Source organism: Rhodococcus sp. TAF43, assembly GCF_052113525.1.
In the GTDB taxonomy this organism is placed as follows: domain Bacteria; phylum Actinomycetota; class Actinomycetes; order Mycobacteriales; family Mycobacteriaceae; genus Prescottella.
Genome location: NZ_JBFRDL010000010.1, coordinates 1 through 16,005 on the forward strand (window position 1 = coordinate 1; position 16,005 = coordinate 16,005).

The window sequence follows — 16,005 nt, forward strand, 5'->3', positions numbered from 1 at the left end:
ATCGCGCACGCCGCGCTGCGCGAACCGGAAGCACTCGTCTCCCTGAACGGCGGCGGTAGCCGCTGGATGCGAACCGTGTTCGGTCGCCCCGTCGAACCGCCGAAGGCGCGGCCCGCTCGACGTGCCCGCGCCCCACGGACGCCCACCGACTCCGGCCGGACCACACGCCGGCCGTCCCAGGCACAGGCCCAGTCCGGGGCCCGGGCGCGGGACCGTGCCGACGACCAGCGACCCCGCGAACGATCGACGGCCCGCCGATCACGCAGGTAGAACCGCAACCGGATACCCCGACGTGCTGTTCGGGATCGGGAACTCGGTCCGCCTACGATCCGCGGAGGTCGGTACCCACGCAGGAGGTTGCTGTGATCAAGGTGAACCAGGTCGTCTCGCTCGCAGAGGCGGCGAAACTACGCGACGTCGATCTCGTGGGGATCTGCCTGGGCGATCCGGGGACGACCGACACGCGGGTGGTCGACGCGGGCACGTTCGTAGCCCTGCAGGAGACGGTCGGTCCTCGAACGTCGCTGTACGTCGACGCGTCGGCGGGCTACGCCCCGGACAGCGTCGTCGATGCCGTCGATTCGCTGCGGCCCACCTACTTCGAGTTCACTGCGGTGGATTCGGCCAAGATCTCGAAAGTCGACGAGCAACTGGATCTGTTGCAGCGGCTGACGGTGCCGAAGATCGCGAACGGCTTCTTCATCCTGAAGGACGACGTGTCCCTGATCGACGGTCTCGAGCATCTGGACCGGCTCGTCGACGCGGGCGTCGCCTACTTCCAGCTGGAGATCAACTCCTTGGTCGATGCCGGGTTCCGGATCTCGGCGTCGAACCGCAAACGGATGGTCACGATGTTCGCCCGATACCCGTGCATCGTCAGCGACGTCTGTGCCGCGGCTCCGGTGCCCCCGGAATTCGGTCATGCCGGGGTCTACTTCAATCTGGGGAACGGTCGGGTGCCCAGCTACGACTTCTCGGACAGGCAGAGCACTCTTCCGGGTGTCATCCGGGCACTCCGCTCGAGGTCGGGCGGCTGACCCGAAGGGCATCCGATCCGGTCCCGCCACATCGACCCATCGACATACGGCGGCCGTTACCGGGGCCAGGCTCCGTCAGCGGTGAAGGCTGGTTTGGCGAAGCGTTCCCCGATGAGGCGGTGGGTGGCGGCATCCGGGTGGAGTTGATCGGGCAGCGGCAGCTCCGCGTAGTCGGCGTCACCGTAGAGCTCGCACCCATCGAGGTAGTGCAGATGGGGGTCGTCCTCGGACCGCTGCGCAACGATGCGAACCAACTCGCTCCGAATGGCGCCGAGTGTCAGCTTCCCGGCCGCCCGTTCGGCGACACCAGCTTGGAGTTGAGCGGAGGGTTCAGTCACAGCGCTCCCGACTCTCAGGAGTCCTGGTCACGAATCCTGGACGCCCTGGACTCCCTGCTGGCCAACTGGCCCACGAACGACTCGGCTCGCTGATCTCGGGGGTGCCCCGCCGTCGGGAACGCGGTCGGTTGTGAACCGTGTTGACGGCATGTCCCGGCCGGCGGATCGGAAGTTCAGGGTGTTCCCCGATGCGTCCGCCTGCTGTGGGCGCGATGATCGGGCGATGAACATTGCCGGGTGGTGGACGCAGCTGAGCGGTGAGACGCGGGACTGGTTGGTCGAGCACAACGGGGAGCCGCTGACGCCGTCGGTCAGAGCCGAAGTGGTCGCCGTGAACGACGGCGACCTCGATCCGAGCTGGTGGTCGGGGGAGTCCGTCGACGGGCAGTCGGAGCTGACCGATGAGGCAATCGACTGGATCGAGGCGCGGGCGAACGACGAAGTCCCCGGACCCTGACGATCGCCGACCACCGGATCGCGACTTCCGTCGTAGGTTGAACCTCGCACATGACGGACAGGAGGCTGAGGTGGCAGAGACGACGGTGGCCGAGGTGATGGCCGAGCTGGCCGCGCTCGAGGACCCGAAGATCCGCAAGGTGAACGAGAAGCACGGTGACGATCACGGGGTGAACCTCGGCAAACTACGCGCGCTCGCCAAGCGGCTGAAGAAGCAGCAGGAACTCGCGCGCCGGCTCTGGGGGACCGATGACACCGCGGCGAGGTTGCTGGCGATCCTGATCTGCCGCCCGAAGGCCTTCGAGCGTGACGAGTTGGACGTCATGCTCCGCGAGGCGCGCACCCCCAAGGTGCACGACTGGCTCGTGAACTATGTCGTCGAGAAGAATCCGCACGCCGAGGAGCTACGCGCGACCTGGTCGGCCGACCCCGATCCAGTGGTCGCGAGTGCCGGCTGGGCGCTGACCACCGAACGCGTGGCGAAGAAGCCGGAGGGCCTGGACCTCGCCGGACTGCTCGACGTCATCGAGGCGGAGATGAAGGACGCCCCGGACCGCCTGCAGTGGGCAATGAACCACTGTCTCGCTCAGATCGGGATCGAGCACGCCGAGTACCGCGACCGCGCCATCGACATCGGCGAGCGCCTGCGGGTGCTCGAGGACTACCCGACGCCGCCGTACTGCACATCTCCGTTCGCGCCAATCTGGATCACCGAGATGGTGCGGCGTCAGGGCGCGAAGTAGCTGGGCCCGACCGTGATCGGGCCCAGCTCGCGTTCGCCGTGCGAACTACCTTCGGCGTGATCGCACAGCGAGCCAGCCGCCGATACCGCCGACGGCGACCACAGCGGCAGCGACCGCGATCCAGACTCCGGAGAATGCGAGTCCGCTGGTCGTCGAATCCGAGTCGGCCGCGGCTGCCTCTGCCGCGGCATCGCCGTCCGCGGTGGCTTCCTCGGCGACCGTGCCACCGGCCGACGCGCCGGTGGCGGCCGAGCCCTCCCCGAAGATCCCGTCCGTGATCGCGGTCGAGTACGACGGGCCGGTCTCGGTGTCCCCACTGACGGTCAGGTCGAGTCGAATCGGCACCGGAAGGCCTGCGTCGCCGGACGGCGTCGAACCCACTTTCACCGCGATGTAGTACCAGCCCGGCACAGCCTCCTTGCGGATGGCGAGGTCCTCGGATGTGCGATTGCCGTATCGGATCGGCACCGTCGCGAACGCTGAGTCATTCGCCGGCAGTACGTACTCGGTGCCGGTGTAGGACCCGAAGTCCGAGTCGATCTCCTCGCGGGTGGGGGAGTACATGGTGGTCCGGACATTGGAGACGTTCTCCACACCGCGGCCACCGTTCGCGTCGTAGTGCACGCGGTACGCCAGCCCCTGGCCCCAGTCCAGCTTCACCCGGTAGAACACGAACTCGCCCGGCTGGAGAGTGTCGGTGTACCGGCCGCTGCCGTCGAGTTCGGTCGCGACGTTGAAGGATCCGCCTCCGGCCGCCGGGGTGCCCGATCCGACGGGTTCGACGAACGTGGTCGGCGACCCTACCGCCGCTGGGTCGGAGTCGGTTGCGGCGGGCTCGATCCCGACGAGCAGTTCGATCGGCAGCCGTTCCGGCGCCCCCTTGGAGGTCTTGTCCCAGCTGAGCGCGAAGTAGTAGCGCCCACCACCTCGGCACTTGTCGGCACCGGTGCCGTCGCCCGCGCGCTTCTCGGTCGCGCCGTCGAACGTCTCGGTAACCGTCAGCGCCGCACCGTCACTGGAGTAGACGAGCTGTTCGAATTCGTACTTGTTGCAGTCGCGGCCGTCCTCGCCGTACACGCGCATGCTCAGGACGTTCGTGTCCTCGACTCCTGGGATGCCGGGTACGCGGGGATACGACATGGTTCCGCTGACGTAGGCGGTGGCACCGTCCGGGATATCGACGGCGTAGTAGCGCGATTCCTTCTGCCCGAGGGTGTCCAGGTACTGGCCCGGTTCCGCGAGCGGCGCGGTCTCGTAGGTGGGCGCGCCAGTGATCGACGTGCCGGCGGCCTTGTAGTTGCGCAGTGCTGCGGCAGTGACCCGTGGCAAGGTCCGCTCCAGCGCCGGCCCGTCCGCGACATCGGTGTAGGTGCCGCCGGTGGCCTGTGCCATGCATGTCAGCTGAGCACGGGCCTTGTCATCGACTCCGAAGCCGATCGCGTGCATCACCAGATCGACACCCTGTGTCTTCAACTCCCTGGCGACCTCGCATGGTTCGGGCGGCGCACAGGTGTCCTCGCCGTCGGAAACCAGCACGATCGAACGCGGACCCGAGTTCGGCAGTTCCGCGGCGGCCTGGCGCAATGCGTTACCCATCGGCGTCCAACCGCTCGCTGCGATACCGTCGACCGCACTGTTCAGAGCGGCCCTGTCGAGAGTCTCCGGCTGGTGCAACACTCGGACGTCACGACAGCCGGCAGCCCTCTCGGCGTCATCACTTCCCGTGCCGGTGCCGTACACCGTCAGTCCCACCTTCGAATCTGTGGGCGCGCCGTCGACGAAGGCGTGGACGGCGTTCTTGGCGGCATCCATCATCGTGCCCGCCGGATCGGGCCGCTGCATGGAGCCGGACGCATCCAGAACGAGCATGGTCGGCGCGTATTGCGGGGCGGATTCCCCGCTCTCCTGCGCCTGAGCGGGCACTCCCGCCAAGGTCAGGCCGACAAGCCCGGCCGCAAGCCCCGCAGTAAAAGTGGTCAGTCGAACTGCAATCCTCGGCATTGTCCCCCGCCTGATTTGTGACCTCTGCTTCGATTTCGGTGCCCGACACTACAGAACCTTCGACATTGCTGACGGCCGTTGTCGCAGAACCGGTCCGACGTCGCGCCGTCCACCGCAGTCCGTTCCGGAACCCGCTCACACTCCCGACGTGGGCTCCGCTCACAGGATGCGAACGGCTTACGGCCTGAGGCGTAGACGCCCGAATCGCAGAATGAATCCATTCTGGAGAATGCTCGGGACGTTCGTGGCAGTCTGCACATCCCGGCGAGCTGCACGGCTCCGAATGTGATTGTGTGAGCACAGTTCAGGTCGTACGTCCGGTAACGAAGGGAGACGGTTCGCGATATGTCCAGAGCGCGGCGACGTCTCGGTTCCCGCGGTCTCGGATCCAGGGGAGTGATCATGAGCGGACATTTGATTCGTCGCGGCGGTGCAGCGGCGCTCGCAGCAGTCGGACTCAGCACTGCGGTGGCGGCCGGCGGAGGCGCAGTCGCGAACGCCCAGCCTGCCCCGCCCACGTCGACGACCATGACGTGCGGAAGCGCGAATCCTCTCTTTTGGGCCCCGGCGTTCACGTGGACCATCAATGCCGCGTCGGGAGAGTCGCTCCGTCCCGGTGGGGCCGCGCTGGAGCCGTCGATCCTGCTCAGCGGCGGCAACGAACTGCCCGCGCCTCCCGCCGGCCTGCTGCCGAGCTTCGGCGTCAACTGGTACGGCACACGGGTGTTGGTCGACTGGCACAACACCACGACCGGAGAGTCCGGCCGCAGCGTCAGCGACGAGGCCGCCTGGCAGCAGAATCCCGGAATCCCGGTCAACCGAACCTGGACCGGGACTGGGACGGTGGACTTCACCGTCACCGTCGAGACCGGCGCGGGATGGCGGTTCATCAATCCGCAGAACGCCGTCTGCCAGGGAACGATCTCAGTGGTACCGGGCGGCCGTAAAGGCCCGGGCGATGGTCGTGACCCCGATGTCTCTCCCGCGGCGGCGCCGAACCACGTGGGCAGCTGACTGACCAGATCCTGCTGATCCTCACCGACCCACGCGACGTGGCCGTCCGGCCGCAGCAGTGCGGCGGGCACGTCCAGTTCCTCGCTGACGTCGACGACGTGGTCGATCCGATCCGCCCATCCCGACACCGAGAGCCGGCCGGTCTGGTCCAGCAGCAGTCCACGATCGGCGTGCATCTGCCCGTAGAGGTGCCCCCGCTCGAGCCTGACGTCCCGCAGCCGCCGGCCGAGCAGTTCGTGCCCCGCGCCGAAGTCGTAGCGGATCCCGATGGCGGTGATCTTCTCGATCAGGTACCGGTTCACGTCCTCGAAGTCCATCAGTTCCGCCACCAGCCGGCGCACTGCCTGGGCGCCGGGCTCGAGGGACATCAGCTCCATCAGCACGCGGGTGGTGTCCAGCACGTCGGCGGCCACCGGGTGCCGTTCGGTGTGATAGCTGTCCAGAAGCCCCTCCGGCGCCCAGCCCCCCACCTCGGCAGCCAGTTTCCAGCCCAGGTTGAACGCGTCCTGGATGCCCAGGTTGAGTCCCTGCCCGCCGCTCGGTGGGTGGATGTGCGCCGCGTCGCCGGCCAGCAACACCCGTCCGGTCCGGTAGCGCTCGGCCAGCCGGGTCGCGTCGCCGAAGCGGGACAGCCAACGCGGTGAGTGCACACCGAAGTCGGTGCCGGCGATGGCGCGCAGTTGCTGCTTCAGCTCATCCAGGGTGGGCGGGACCGTGCGGTCCTCGGCCACTCCCGCCGCGGGCACGATGACGCGGTACACCCCGTCCCCGAGGGGCATGGCGCCGAACCGCAACTGGGTCTTGCGGACCTCGGCCATCACGGCGTCGAGGGTCTCGGTCGATGCCGTCAGAGCTACCTCCCCGAGCAGCGTCTCCACCCGGCTCGGCTCGCCGGGAAAGTCGATGCCGAGCAGTTTGCGCACCGTGCTGCGGCCGCCGTCGCAGCCGACGAGGTAGTTCGAATGCAACCGGGTGCCGTCGGCCAGCAGGGCGGTCACCCCGTGGTCGTCCTGATTCAGCCCTACCAGTTCGCAGCCGCGCCGGATCTCGACTCCGAGTTCGGCGGCATGCTCGGCCAGGAGACGGTCGGTTACAGGCTGCGGGATGCCGAGGACGTATGGGTGCGCGGTGTCGAGCCGTTCGGGTTGCGGCTTGGGGATGCCGGCGAAGAAGCCGCCGACCGGGTGCCGCCGTCCGTGCGCGAGGAACCGGTCGAGGAGATCACGCTGGTCCAGCACCTCGATGCTGCGCGCGTGCAGGCCGAGGGAGCGGACCACTTCGGTGGGCGTCGTCTCCTTCTCCAGTACGAGCACGTGCACCCCGTGCAGCCGCAACTCGGCGGCGAGCATCAGGCCGGTCGGTCCGCCGCCGGCAACGATCACGTCGATCATCGGAACCCCGTTCGAGAAGGTTGCATTTCGGCCAGCTGCTCCGCGTGGGCCGGAGGTGCGCACACCGGCACCGCGTGTCACTGATTTCCGCAGGTTCTGGCCTCGGCCGGAGATTCTGCAGCACTACCGGGGTCTTGCCGCAAGGCCCCGGGTGCGCGGTATGTCGAGAGTGGCGAGGAGCGGGTAATCCCCTCGTCTCCGTCTTTCATGGAGCGATGCATCCGTTCGATCCGCACGGCACGACGCCTTGTGCTCGCACCCGCGGCTAGGGTGGCGGGCATGATGGGGGAGAGGCGCTGGGGAGCGTCGTTGTTGCCGGCGGCCGTGGCGATCGGTGCCCTGCTCGGGTGCACAGTGAACGACGAACAGCCTACGGCCGCTGACAGGTTCACTCCTGCCGAGGGTGGCCGCGCCCTTCACCTGCCGGACGTCGGCGCGGCGGATGACTCGTGGCTGGAGCTGGGGGTGTCGTGGACCGGCCGGGTGTCGTTGCCGCAGAACGGATTCACGGCCTGCCACCACTACACGGACCCGCTGGCGGGCGGCGAGAGCTGGGGGTACGAGGTGACCACCAGCGACTTCACCGACTACGACGGTGGCGGCGAGTCGCCGGGCCAGGACTTCTCGATCCAGGCGAGTCTGAACATCCTGTTCGGGGACGGCGACGAGCGGACGAACGCGGTGTCGATCGCCTTCTCCGGCCCGGACGGCGAGCACTACCGACTCGGCGGCACCACCAGCGAGGGCCTGCGGGTCGCGGCCGGCGAGGACCACACGGCCCTGACGTTCACGATCAACGGCCTGGCCACCAGTATCGATCGCGATCCGGTCTGGACCGCGGCCGCCGGATCGATTCGGTGCGACTCGATCGAGGAGATCGCGAACGGTCGCACCTCGTGAGATCGGCTTCACCGATCGTGAAGGGTCTCCGACGGCGACCGCCGGAGACCCTTCACGATCGATCCGTCCGGGCTACGCCGTGAACTGTCCGACGGTGCCGAGTGCGGTGCAGGTGGTGCCGGAGTCGTACTTCACCTGACCGAACAGCGCCGCGAGGACCGTGCCCTCGCCGGTCTCCACCGTCTTCGACAGCGTCGGCACGTTCAGGAGCGTGTCGTCGAGCGGCACGACCCCACCCTCGAGCGTCGTCACGTTGAACCACGCCACCTGCAGACCCGATTCCTTGGGAATGGCCAGATGTGCCGGCACCGCCTGGAAGCGCAGGTTGCCGCGCTCGATCCACGGCGGCAGCGGGAAGTTCGGCCCGGCCTGCGCGCTCGCGACGGTCACCGTCATCGGATTGCCCGCGGCCCCGCATCCGAACGTGGGCGCCGGGAACATGAAGTCCTTCGCCGTGGTGGCGCCGACCTCCTGGCCGGTCGCGCCTTCGATGAGTTCGGTGACCCCGGGCGTGCCGAGCAGGCCGCCGAGGAAATCGGATGCCTGGGGAGCGTTCTTGGTGAACTGCTCGAGCAGGCCCTGCAGCGGCGGGGGCGCGGGTGCCGCCGGGGCCGCGGTCGCGACGCCCGAGAACACGACCGCACCGGCGGCCGCACCCGCGACCGCGACGGACAGGCGGGTCAACAATCGGCGTGTGGTGCTGCGGCCGAAGCGACGAGACATGTGAACTCCTCCCTGGGGATCGGCCCTCCCAGCCGATCGATACCGGTACTCGACCACGCGAGAAGTCTCTACGTCAACTTTAGGGTTAGACCGTTACGGGATCGAATCCGGGCGCGTGGGAGCATTTCGGTACCCCCGATCGTTGAGCAGACAGAGCATCCCGCCACACACCCGGCGGGCGACCCACCGAGAGGATCCACCATGATCGCGCCCCTGTTCCTCCTCTACGCCCTGGTGGAGGTCGGTGTCCTGATCTGGGTCGGCAGCACGATCGGCGTGCTGTGGACGGTGCTGTTGCTGATCGCCGGATCCGCGGTGGGCATGGTGCTGGTCAGGTCGCAGTGGCGCGTGGTGATGGACGGTTTCCGCCGGGCGACCCGCGGCGAGGCATCCCCGACCGGCGCGGTCGCCGACGGCGCGATGGTCGCCGCCGGTTCGGTGCTGATGTTCGTGCCGGGACTGGTGACGTCGGTCCTCGGCCTGCTGATGCTGCTGCCKCCGACGCGGTGGGCGCTGCGACCGGCGGCGGTCCTGCTGGCGGGCAAGCGGGCCAACGTGACACTGGCGGGCGTCGAGTTCGCGTCCCGCGCCCGGGGAGGCCGCGGAAGTGGTGGGGGAACGGTGATCGACGGCGAAGTCGTCGACGTGTACCCCGACACCCCGACCCAGGGGCCCCGCGCGCTGCCGTAACAGGCAGACTGGATGCCCGTGAGTACCCAACTGTTGGTCGACGGCCGCATCTACAGTCCCAGCGCCCCCGACGCGACCGCGATGGCGGTCACCGACGGCATCGTCGTCTGGATCGGCGAGGACCGTCCGKGCCGCGCCCTGCATCCCGACGCGGAAGTGATCGAACTCGACGGCGCCTTCGTCACCCCCGGATTCGTCGACACCCACGTCCACGTCACCGCCCTCGGTCTGCAGCTGACGGGCCTCGATCTCGGCGGGGCCCGCAGCAAGGCCGAATGCCTCGACCTGGTGCGCCGGTTCGCGCAGACGCACGACGGCGCGGTGATCTGGGGACACGGCTGGGACGACAGCCGCTGGGCCGACGCCGCGCCCACGACCGCCGAACTCGACGCCGCCGCCTTGGGCCGGTCGGTGTACCTCACCCGGATCGACGCGCACTCCGCGCTGTGTTCGACCGCGTTGCGCGCCGCGGTGCCCGACCTCGCGTCGGCCGGCGGCTTCACCCCCGACGGCGCCGTCAGCGGCGAAGCGCACCACCTGGTCCGCGCCCGGGCCCGCACCCTGCTCACCGCGGCGCAGCGGGTAGCCGCGCGCGTCGCGGCGCTCGACCACTCCGCGGCGCAGGGCGTCGTCGCCGTCCACGAGTGCGGCGGCCCCGACGTCGGTGGTCTCGACGACTTCCGGGAACTGCTCGCGCTGTCGCACGGGGTGGAGGTGCGCGGCTACTGGGGCGAGGCGGTCGATTCCCCCGAGGCCGCGGCCGACCTGCTCGCTCGCACCGGCGCGCACGCGCTCGGCGGCGACCTGTTCATCGACGGCGCGCTGGGTTCCCACACCGCGGCCCTGCTCGAGCCGTACCACGACTGCGCGGGCCACACGACGAACCCGCGGGGCAACAGCTATCTCGACGTCGACGCGGTGGCCGCGCACGTCCGGGCCTGCACGCTCGCCGGCATCCAGGCCGGCTTCCACGTGATCGGGGACGGTGCCGTCGCCACCGCGGTCGCGGCGTTCGAGAACGTCGCCACCGAACTGGGCGGGCCCGCGCTCGCCGCCCGCGGACATCGCCTCGAGCACCTCGAGATGGTCACCCCCGAGCAGGCGGCCCTGTTGGGTGGGTGGGGTGTGATCGCCAGCATGCAGCCGATGTTCGACGCCCTCTGGGGCGGCGCCGACGGCATGTACGCGCAGCGGCTCGGCGCCGAGCGCGCGCTGCGGATGAACCCGTTCGCGCCCATCGCCTCGACCGGGATGTCGCTGGCGTTCGGCTCGGATGCCCCGGTGACCCCTGTCGATCCGTGGGCGATGCTCCGGGCCGCGGTCCACCACCGCACGCCGGGCAGCGGGGTGTCGCCACGCGCGGCCTTCTCCGCGGCGACGCGGGGCGCGTGGCGGGCCGGCGGCGTCCGCGACGGCATGGCCGGCACGCTCACCCCGGGCGCGCCGGCGTCGTACGTGGTGTGGGACGCCGACGAACTCGTCGTCTCGGCGCCCAAGGACTCGGTGCAGCGCTGGTCGACCGATCCGCGTTCGCGTGTGCCGGCGCTGCCGCGGCTCGAGGACGGCGCACGCACCCCCGTGTGCGTGCGCTCGGTGCACCGCGGGGTCACCGTCCATGGGGCGTGACCGGAGCGCCCTGACCGCGACACTGCGCGACTGCGTGCTCGCGGTCGTGTCCGGCCTGCTGCTGTTCGCGAGCTTTCCGCCGCGCCCACTGTGGTTCCTGGCCCCGGTCGGAGTCGCGCTGCTGGTGGCGGTCCTCACCGGCTACGGCCGCGGGGGGCGCACACTGCGCGCCGGATTCGGCTACGGCTACCTCGCCGGGCTCGGGTTCCTGGTGCCGTTGCTGCCGTGGATCGGCGAGTACGTGGGACCGCTGCCCTGGCTGGCGCTGTCCGCCGCGGAGTCGGTGTTCATCGGGCTGTTCGGGCTCGGGACCGTGCTCGTCCACCGGCTGCGCGCGCCGGTGTGGGTGGTCGCACTGGCGGTCGCGGCGGTGTGGAGTCTCACCGAATGGCTGCGCTCGTCGGTGCCGTTCGGCGGATTCCCGTGGGGCAAGCTCGCGTTCGGTCAGCCCGACGGCTGGCTGCTGCCCCTGGCCGCGCTCGGCGGGGCGCCGCTGCTCAGTTTCGGCGTCGCGCTCACCGGCACCGGCCTCGCGGCGGTGGGACTCGTGGCCGCCCGCAACCRCAGCCCCCGGGCATTCGCGGGACCGCTCGTGGTCGCCGTGTCCGCGTCGGCGGTCGCCCTCGCGGCCGTGCCGTACGTGCACGCGGACAGCGACAGGGACCGCACCGTCACCGTGGCCGCGATCCAGGGCAGCGTGCCCCGGCTCGGCCTGGAGTTCAACGCGCAGCGCCGGGCGGTCCTCGACAACCATGTCCGCCGCACCTTCCAACTCGCCGACGACGTCGCCGCCGGCCGCGCGTCGCAGCCCGACCTGGTGATCTGGCCCGAGAACGCGTCGGACATCGACCCGCTCCGCAACGCGGACGCCGCCGAGGAGATCACCGCCGCGTCGGCGGCGGTCGGCGCCCCGATCCTGGTCGGAGCCGTCCTCGTCAACGCCGACGGCACCACCACCAACTCCGTGATCGTCTGGGACGGCGCGCAGGGGCCCGGCGAGCGGCACGACAAGCGGATCATCCAACCGTTCGGGGAGTACCTGCCGTACCGGGACTTCTTCCGGCTGTTCTCGTCGTACGCCGACCAGGCCGGCAATTTCGTCCCCGGTCACGGCAACGGCGTCGTCACCGCCGACGCCATCGAGGTCGGTGTCGCGACCTGCTACGAGGTCGCGTTCGACCGGGCACTCACCGAATCGGTCCGCAACGGCGCGGAGCTGATCGCGGTGCCGACCAACAACGCCACGTTCGGCGACACCGAGATGACCTACCAGCAGTTGGCGATGTCCCGGGTGCGCGCCGTCGAGCACCGGCGCGACGTGGTGGTCGCCGCGACCAGCGGGGTCAGCGCGATCATCGCGGCGGACGGTTCGGTGGGGCAGGAATCGGACCTTTTCGTGCCCGCGGCCCTGGTGTCGGAGGTCTCACTACGTACCGGTACTACGCTGGCAACTCGGCTCGGCCCGATTCCGGAGGTTCTCCTGTGTCTCGGTGCCGCCGCCGCCCTCGTGTTCGCTGCCGTGCGCAGCCGGCGGGGCGACGGATCGGCCGGCAAGACGACGCAGACCGACTGCGACGTACAGGACACACAGAAGGCACCGGCCTCGGCCGGCAGGGAGGATCTCGATGTCAGCGGGGACGCCGAACGGGGGCAACGCGCGACCGAGCGCACGGACCCTGGTGATCATTCCGACGTATAACGAACGCGAGAACCTGCCGCTGATCGTCGGCCGGCTGCACGCTGCGCTGCCGGCCACCGACGTCCTCGTCGTCGACGACGGCAGCCCGGACGGCACCGGCGGTCTCGCCGACGAGCTCGCCGCGGCCGACGACGCCCGCCGCATCCACGTGATGCACCGCACCGAGAAGAACGGCCTCGGTGCCGCGTACATCGCCGGCTTCCGATGGGGCCTGGAGCGCGACTACACGGTGCTGGTCGAGATGGACGCCGACGGCAGTCACGCGCCCGAGCAGTTGCACCGGCTGCTCGACCAGGTGGACGCGGGCGCCGACCTCGTGCTCGGGTCGCGGTACGTGCCCGGCGGGACCGTCGTGAACTGGYCCAAGCACCGCGAATGGCTCTCCCGCGGCGGCAACATCTACTCCCGCCTTGCGCTCGGGGTGCGGATCCAGGACATCACCGGTGGCTACCGCGCGTACCGGCGCGAGGTGCTCGAGGCGCTGGATCTGGCGGCCGTCGAATCGCACGGCTACTGCTTCCAGGTCGATCTCGCGTGGCGGGCGATCAACCAGGGATTCACCGTAACCGAGGTGCCGATCACGTTCACCGAGCGGGAGATCGGCGAGTCGAAGATGAGCGGCAACATCGTCCGGGAGGCGCTGCTCAAGGTCACCCGATGGGGGCTGGCCAAGCGTGCCGGCCAGGTGAAGGCACTGCTCGGGCGGTAGCGCGGGCGCGAGCGTGGGGCCGGCGGGGGAGCCCCACCGAGTCCCGCTGAGCGGGAAGCCGTCACAAGAGGTTGCCGTCGCGAAATACCTTCTGCTCGTGACGATCCGAAACCAGACGTTCCCGCACCTGCTCGCTCCCGGCACGATCGGGCCCATCACGTTGGAGAACCGGGTCGTTCTCCCCGCCATGGACATGAACCTCTGCGAGGACGGCGAGATCCACCAGGGCGACATCGACCACTTCGCCGCCCGCGCCGAGGGCGGTACCGGTCTGATCATCACGGGTTGCTGCGCCGTCGCGTACCCGGCGGGCTGCACCAGCCGCAAGGAGCCGGGCCTGTCCGAGGACCGGTTCATCCCCGGCCTGAAGGCGCTCGCCGACGCGGTCCACGAGGCGGGCAGCAAGCTGTGCGTGCAGATGACGCACCACGGCAAGGTCGCCCGGATCGACACCCTCGACGGCCGCCCGCAGCTGGTGCCGTCCATTCCGAAGCCGCCCGGTGACATGAGCGCGATGGCCGACTGCACCCCCGCGGAACTCGGGAAGATGGCCGCCATCCAGGAGGGCAAGAAGGCCACCTACCACGAGGCCACCCAGGACGATCTCGACTGGCTGGTCCGCATGTTCGCGGAGGCTGCGGGCCGCGTGAAGGCCGCCGGCGGCGACGCGGTCGAGATCCACTGCGCCCACAACTATGTGCTCGGCGGCTTCCTGAGCCGCTACTCGAACCAGCGCACCGACGAGTACGGCGGATCGCTGGAGAATCGGGCACGGCTGTCGTGCGAGGTGATCCGCGCGGTCAAGGCCGAGGTCGGCGACAGCCTCGCGGTCATCGTCCGTCTGGCGGGGCAGGAGTACGGCGAGTCCGAGGGCCTGACCCCCGAGGAGGCCGCGGGCGCGGCCGCCATGTTCGAGAAGGCCGGCGCGGACGCCATCCACGTCACGGGCACCGCACTGAACGCATTCGCGAACTTCACCGACGGCCCGCTGCCCGACAAGGTCGGCTACTACACCGACAACGCCGCGCTCGTGAAGCGTGGGGTGTCGATCCCGGTCATCACCGTCGGTCGCATGCTGCCCGAGGTCGGCGAGCAGATGATCTCCGAGGGCCGGACCGACTTCGTCGCCATGGGCCGCCAGCTGCTGGCCGATCCCGGCCTGGTCAACAAGCTCGAGGCCGGCCGCAGYGAGCAGGTCCGTCCATGCATCAACTGCTACGTGTGCGTGCAGGAGAACTTCTGGGACGACACCCCGCTGTGCGCGGTGAACCCGGCACTCGGCAACGAGACGCTGCTGCCGTTCCCGGCGAGCACGACCCGCAAGCATGTCGTGGTGGTCGGTGCCGGTCCGGGTGGACTGGAGACCGCCCGGGTCGCCACCGAGCGTGGTCACCGTGTCACGCTGCTGGACAAGACCGACCGCCTCGGCGGAACGCTGTGGTTCTCCACCCTCACCACCCCCGACAACGAACGCCTGCTGAACTGGCTCAGCAACGAGGTCCGGCGTCTGGGCGTCGACGTCCGGCTGAACACCGACGCCACGGCCGCGACCATCAAGGCCCTCGCGCCCGACGCCGTCGTGGTCGCGACCGGTGCGGTGCGCGCGCGGCCGAGCGTCCCCGGCGGCAACCTGCCGCACGTGCACACCGGTGACAGCCTGCGTGGCCTGATGACCGGCACCGGCGACGTCTCCGACCAATCGCTGTTCCTGCGGGTCGCGGGCAGGCTCGGTGGGCTCGTCGGCATCACCAAGAGCCCCGAGAAGATCCGCGTCCTGAGCCGCAAGTTCCTCAAGTTCCTGCCGATGAGCAAGAACGTCGTCGTCATCGGCGGGTCGCTCGTCGGTCTCGAGCTCGCGGAGTTCCTCGCCGAGCGTGGCAGCCGGGTGACGCTGATCGAGGAGGGCCAGCAGCTGGGCATCCCGATGGCGATGCCGCGCCGCTGGACCGCGATCAAGCACGCCAAGGAGCTGGGCGTGAACATCCAGCGCAACGCGACGGTCGAGCGCATCACCAAGAAGTCGGTCGAGTTCACGGTCGGGGGCAAGACGCTGTCCGTGCCGGCGACCATGGTCGTGGTGGCGTCGGGGGTCTCGGCGGCGGCGCCGCTGGCCGATGTGCTGGCCCGCGACGGCGTCGACGTCCGCGTCGTCGGTGACGCCGGCGAGGTCGACTACATCGAGGGCGCGATGCACTCGGCGTGGAAGGTCGCCACCGCCATCTGATCCCGATTCTTCGTCTCGACCCGAGCCCACCCGCGCCCTCGCCGCGCGGGTGGGATATCACGTTTTGGGACTAGCATGGTGTAACAGCCCCGGTGTGTCGCTCGATCTAAATAATGGTGTGCATCACTCTTCGTCGGAACGATCGAGAGGTGTAGTGGTGACCAACCCGTTTGACGACCACGATGCGAACTTCCTGGTGCTGGTCAACGAGGACAACCAGCATTCGCTCTGGCCCGCGTTCGCGGATGTTCCCGCCGGCTGGGCCGTAGCGCACGGGAAGGACACCCGCCGCGCCTGTGTCGACTACATCGACACCAACTGGACCGACCTTCGGCCGGGCACTCTGCTCGCCGCGCGGGAGCATGATTCGTCGCTCGATTAGGCGTCCCGAAAGGCGCCTGCGAGCCCCTCGATCCGACCCCCGACAGGGGCGCACGGACGAACCGGACCGAAG

General features: G+C 69.5%; 13 protein-coding genes and 3 pseudogenes. 12 read left to right on the forward strand and 4 right to left on the reverse strand.

The window, feature by feature from the left end; translation table 11 throughout:
• Window positions 1-270: pseudogene (locus AB4Z09_RS08970) on the forward strand (putative lipid II flippase FtsW); the annotation flags it as partial.
• A 92-nt stretch (window positions 271-362) separates the two neighbouring features.
• Window positions 363-1,037 carry a hypothetical protein gene (locus tag AB4Z09_RS08975; protein WP_174910251.1) on the forward strand — a complete coding sequence of 225 codons (675 nt, stop codon included), beginning with the start codon at window positions 363-365 and terminating at the stop codon, window positions 1,035-1,037.
• Window positions 1,038-1,093: 56 nt separating this feature from the next.
• Here AB4Z09_RS08975 and AB4Z09_RS08980 read toward each other — a convergent pair whose 3' ends face one another.
• Window positions 1,094-1,375, reverse strand: coding sequence for a hypothetical protein (locus AB4Z09_RS08980; protein ID WP_441346765.1), 282 nt, complete (start codon window positions 1,373-1,375; stop codon window positions 1,094-1,096).
• 223 nt (window positions 1,376-1,598) lie between these two features.
• Here AB4Z09_RS08980 and AB4Z09_RS08985 point away from each other — a divergent pair, with 223 nt between their 5' ends.
• Window positions 1,599-1,832, forward strand: coding sequence for a hypothetical protein (locus tag AB4Z09_RS08985; RefSeq protein WP_429516291.1), 234 nt, complete (start codon window positions 1,599-1,601; stop codon window positions 1,830-1,832).
• 70 nt (window positions 1,833-1,902) lie between these two features.
• Window positions 1,903-2,574 carry a DNA alkylation repair protein gene (locus tag AB4Z09_RS08990; RefSeq protein ID WP_254622493.1) on the forward strand — a complete coding sequence of 224 codons (672 nt, stop codon included), beginning with the start codon at window positions 1,903-1,905 and terminating at the stop codon, window positions 2,572-2,574.
• 45 nt (window positions 2,575-2,619) lie between these two features.
• Here AB4Z09_RS08990 and AB4Z09_RS08995 read toward each other — a convergent pair whose 3' ends face one another.
• Entirely contained in the window at window positions 2,620-4,443 is a 1,824-nt protein-coding gene (locus AB4Z09_RS08995) for a vWA domain-containing protein (RefSeq protein WP_254622494.1), read from the reverse strand.
• 534 nt (window positions 4,444-4,977) lie between these two features.
• Here AB4Z09_RS08995 and AB4Z09_RS09000 point away from each other — a divergent pair.
• Window positions 4,978-5,514, forward strand: a pseudogene (locus AB4Z09_RS09000) (hypothetical protein); the annotation flags it as partial.
• 41 nt (window positions 5,515-5,555) lie between these two features.
• Here AB4Z09_RS09000 and rox read toward each other — a convergent pair.
• Window positions 5,556-6,980: pseudogene (gene rox / locus AB4Z09_RS09005) on the reverse strand (rifampin monooxygenase); the annotation flags it as partial.
• Window positions 6,981-7,259: 279 nt separating this feature from the next.
• Here rox and AB4Z09_RS09010 point away from each other — a divergent pair.
• Window positions 7,260-7,880: a hypothetical protein gene (locus AB4Z09_RS09010; RefSeq protein ID WP_254622495.1), complete on the forward strand. Its 621-nt coding sequence runs from the start codon at window positions 7,260-7,262 to the stop codon at window positions 7,878-7,880.
• Between the two features lie 72 nt (window positions 7,881-7,952).
• Here the strand turns inward: AB4Z09_RS09010 and AB4Z09_RS09015 are convergent, their stop codons facing one another.
• Window positions 7,953-8,603 carry a hypothetical protein gene (locus AB4Z09_RS09015; protein ID WP_442239583.1) on the reverse strand — a complete coding sequence of 217 codons (651 nt, stop codon included), beginning with the start codon at window positions 8,601-8,603 and terminating at the stop codon, window positions 7,953-7,955.
• Window positions 8,604-8,804: 201 nt separating this feature from the next.
• Between AB4Z09_RS09015 and AB4Z09_RS09020 the strand changes: the two genes are divergently transcribed.
• From AB4Z09_RS09020 to AB4Z09_RS09045, 6 genes are all read left to right on the forward strand, one after another.
• Entirely contained in the window at window positions 8,805-9,293 is a 489-nt protein-coding gene (locus AB4Z09_RS09020; RefSeq protein WP_174910258.1) for an FxsA family protein, read from the forward strand.
• A 12-nt stretch (window positions 9,294-9,305) separates the two neighbouring features.
• Window positions 9,306-10,919 (forward strand): amidohydrolase, encoded by a 1,614-nt coding sequence (locus tag AB4Z09_RS09025; protein ID WP_442239584.1) that lies wholly within the window; start codon window positions 9,306-9,308, stop codon window positions 10,917-10,919.
• Entirely contained in the window at window positions 10,909-12,618 is a 1,710-nt protein-coding gene (gene lnt / locus AB4Z09_RS09030) for an apolipoprotein N-acyltransferase (protein ID WP_442239585.1), read from the forward strand. The genes AB4Z09_RS09025 and lnt overlap by 11 nt, the downstream gene beginning before the upstream one ends.
• A complete protein-coding gene (locus AB4Z09_RS09035) occupies window positions 12,545-13,327 on the forward strand; it encodes a polyprenol monophosphomannose synthase (RefSeq protein WP_442239586.1) in 783 nt (260 codons plus the stop codon). The genes lnt and AB4Z09_RS09035 overlap by 74 nt, the downstream gene beginning before the upstream one ends.
• A gap of 97 nt (window positions 13,328-13,424) precedes the next feature.
• Window positions 13,425-15,551 (forward strand): oxidoreductase, encoded by a 2,127-nt coding sequence (locus AB4Z09_RS09040; RefSeq protein WP_174910264.1) that lies wholly within the window; start codon window positions 13,425-13,427, stop codon window positions 15,549-15,551.
• Between the two features lie 157 nt (window positions 15,552-15,708).
• Complete coding sequence (locus tag AB4Z09_RS09045; protein WP_114722461.1) at window positions 15,709-15,933, forward strand: MbtH family protein; 225 nt, start codon at window positions 15,709-15,711, stop codon at window positions 15,931-15,933.
• Window positions 15,934-16,005: the final 72 nt, after the last annotated feature.

What these genes read in the sequence shown, in the direction of transcription:
- AB4Z09_RS08985 (WP_429516291.1), top strand. Translation starts at nt 1,599, where the DNA reads ATGAACATTGCCGGGTGGTGGACGCAGCTGAGCGGTGAGACGCGGGAC.
- AB4Z09_RS08995 (WP_254622494.1), bottom strand. Translation starts at nt 4,443, where the DNA reads ATGCTCGTTCTGGATGCGTCCGGCTCCATGCAGCGGCCCGATCCGGCG.
- AB4Z09_RS09010 (WP_254622495.1), top strand. Translation starts at nt 7,260, where the DNA reads ATGATGGGGGAGAGGCGCTGGGGAGCGTCGTTGTTGCCGGCGGCCGTG.
- AB4Z09_RS09015 (WP_442239583.1), bottom strand. Translation starts at nt 8,603, where the DNA reads ATGTCTCGTCGCTTCGGCCGCAGCACCACACGCCGATTGTTGACCCGC.